The organism is Streptococcus sp. HMSC071D03 (assembly GCF_001812125.1).
Taxonomy (GTDB): Bacteria; Bacillota; Bacilli; order Lactobacillales; family Streptococcaceae; genus Streptococcus; species Streptococcus pseudopneumoniae_N.
The window spans coordinates 1-3,138 of the sequence record NZ_KV807749.1; the positions used below are offsets into that span (position 1 = coordinate 1).

Here is a 3,138-nt window from a genome sequence, read left to right on the forward strand (position 1 = left end):
ATCAAACATTTAATTACAAATTAGTTGGTTCCCTGATACCAAACGATCGCTCAGAGCAATTGTTTGAGTATAAGTTTAGCGATGATTATGATGAAACGCATGATGAGTATCAAGGTGTATATCAAGTGTTTGCGACTGTAGATTTTGAAACAAGTGACGGTCAAAAATTTAAAGCTGGAGATGAATTAACTAAGTATACTAGTCAGGTAGTAGACAAAGACAAAGGAAAAGTAGATATTAGCTTTGATGATGCTTTCTTGAAGTCTATTTTAGAAACTTCAGCATTTCAAGCAGAAGTTTACCTACAAATGACACGTATTCAAGCAGGAACAGTAGAAAATACATATCGTCATACGGTTAATGGTGTGGAAGTTGTATCTAATACAGTTGTGACTCATACTCCAGAAGAAGTAAAACCAGAACAACCAAAGAAAGAAGAACCGAAATCCGAGAAACCAAAAGAAGAAGTTTCAAAAGCGGAATTGCCTAATACTGGTATGAGTAGTTCCAACAATTTAGCTCTTCTTGGAATGGCTATGGGAACAATCGCTTTAGCCTTATCTATGAGAAAAAAGAAGGAAGAATAGGTTAAAAATTTATGAGAAAATGGAAACAGGGTTGTAGCGTAATCTTAGGGCTAACAGTTCTAGGATTTGCGAATTTAGTTGAAGTTGTTACACCGTTTATAGAAACAACAAGGGTTTATGCACAGGAGAATAGTAACGTAAATGGTAATACCCTAACTTTTACGGCTAAGTCTAGAGAAGAAATCATTCATACAACAGAGAAGAAAATAAAGCCCATGGATTTATTGGTGGTGTTAGATTTTTCAGGTTCGAATACAGATAATATCACTAAAATGTTTTCAGATTTGAAGTCATTGGTTTCAACAATGTCTGATGAAGATCAAATTTGGTTGTTTAGTTATGATTTTAACTTACCAGATTCTTATAAAGCTAAAAGGTCTGAAATTGCATCGGGAAAACCGATGAATAAGAAAAATCTTATTAAGTTATTAGAAAATAAGCAACCTGATGCTAATGTGTTTAGAATAATTAATGAGTTTAAAGATTTATTCAAAAAAGAAGGCTGGGATGTAACGGAAGACAGTATCAAGAAAGGTTTTTCAGAAATATACGATAATTATAGCGGAAAAAAGAACTCTTATGTTTCAACAATTCAGTTTACTGATGGATGGGATTACGGCGAAAAAATCGATATTCAATATGCGAACTGGGCTAAAAATCATGCTAAAACATTTTATACAGTTACTTATAATGCCAATGAGCGTAGCTACTCTGTTGAAGCTATGAAGGCGGTAGGTCATAATAATATTTTTATATCTGATGCATCTACGACCGAGTTAGAGAGACAAAAAGCCATTAATGATCAGTTTGCTAAAACAGCTATTGAGGAGATCAAAGAAGAGAAAGTTTCTGTGAAACAAAAAGGAACAGTCTCTATTAGTCCTGAAGCAGACTTGACATTAACTTCAGCAGAACTAGTTGCTCCTAATGGTCAAAAAACTCCTCTAACTATTACCAATAATACTGTTTCTTGGTCAGGTGATTTGGATAATGGTTCTTATACTGTTAATTACACCTTTACTGGTACACCGTCTGTGGAACGTAGTATTCGCAGTTCTGTAACAGTAGATGGTAAAAAAGTAGATGAAAAAATCAATACTCTCAGACCTGAAAAAATTGCTTTTGAAACCAAATATGAAGAGGATTCATCACTGGCTGCTGGTCAAGAGAAAGAAAAGCAAGCTGGTAGTGAAGGTTCGCAATTGCTTTCTCTAAAAGATGGTAAGGTTATTTCAACTACTATTACAAAACCTAAAGTTGATCGCATTGTTCTTAGAGGAAGCAAATCAGCTGTTGCGACTAAGGAACTAGATTACAAAACAACATATGTTGAGGATAAAGAGTCAGAAGCAGGTAAAAAGACAGTTGTTACAAAAGGTAGCAAAGGTCATGAAACAACCACGATTACCTATAGTTTTAATTCTGAAACAGGAGAAGTGACCGCAAATGAACCAAAGGTTGAAAAAACTGAATCTGTAGACGAAGTTATTTCTGTGGGAACAAAGCCTGTTGTCACAACTAAAGAGTTGGATTATAAAACAAAATATGTTGAGGATAAGGACTCAGAAGCAGGTAAAAAGACAGTTGTTACAAAAGGTAGCAAAGGTCATGAAACAAGCACTGTTACTCATAGCTTTAATGCTGAAACAGGAGAAGTGACCGCAAATGAACCAAAGGTTGAAAAAACTGAATCTGTAGACGAAGTTATTTCAGTAGGGACTAAGCCCAAAGTTGAAATTAGGGAAACAGAATTTAAAACTGAAAAACGAGAAAATAAAGATTTAAAGAAAGGTGAAGAAAAAATTATTCAAGCTGGTGTTAAAGGTAGAGAAACAATTACGACAACTTATTATCTTGACCCAGAAACAGGAGATGTAAAAGAAAACAAACCGAGTCTTGAAAAAGTAGATCCTGTAAATGAAATTATCGAAGTAGGAACCCAAGCTGAAAAAGTATTACCTAATACGGGAACTAGTTTATCCAATTTCTTGACTTTGACAGGAATCATTGGAATAGCATTAGGAATCTCAGTAATAACCTATAGGAAATTAAAGAAAAAGTAGTAAAATATAATGTAAAAACAATATAAAAACATTGTTAAGGTTGTCGATTTATGCTATAATAACGGTAAATCGTGGAGGAGTAGAGTTATGAAATTAGGGAGTGATTTTTCCTGGTTATGGGTGGCTATCATTAGGATTTTTACAGCTCCCTTTTATATCGTTCTTTGGTGTATTAATGTTGTGAAATCCACTATTGGTATGTTTATTATGTGGGTTATAGCTAAAATATGTATAACAATCGTATTGATTGGCGGAATGGCAATTATTCACCATCTATTCAATTTTCCAAGCGAAAACATAATTGATAGTATTTTTGGATGGTATACACCGCATATATTAGGAATGCCCCATAATTCACTTATTACTGTAGGTCAAGTAGTTGATGCACCAAAAGAAGGAGGGTTATTTTTCCCACATCCGAATATTGAAGTTCCAGTTATTATTGGTCTCAGTATTCTAGTAGCTACTGTTCGGACGATTTATCGTGA

At 34.2% G+C, this 3,138-nt stretch carries 3 protein-coding genes; all 3 read left to right on the forward strand.

The window, feature by feature from the left end:
* Window positions 1–587 (forward strand): LPXTG cell wall anchor domain-containing protein (locus HMPREF2837_RS05095; RefSeq protein ID WP_148131816.1); only part of this gene is annotated, 587 nt, incomplete at its 5' end.
* An 11-nt stretch (window positions 588–598) separates the two neighbouring features.
* Window positions 599–2,650: a G5 domain-containing protein gene (locus HMPREF2837_RS05100; RefSeq protein WP_075230706.1), complete on the forward strand. Its 2,052-nt coding sequence runs from the start codon at window positions 599–601 to the stop codon at window positions 2,648–2,650.
* Window positions 2,651–2,737: 87 nt separating this feature from the next.
* Window positions 2,738–3,138, forward strand: a 401-nt coding sequence (locus HMPREF2837_RS05105; protein WP_075230707.1) for a hypothetical protein, incomplete at its 3' end; no start/stop codon positions are given.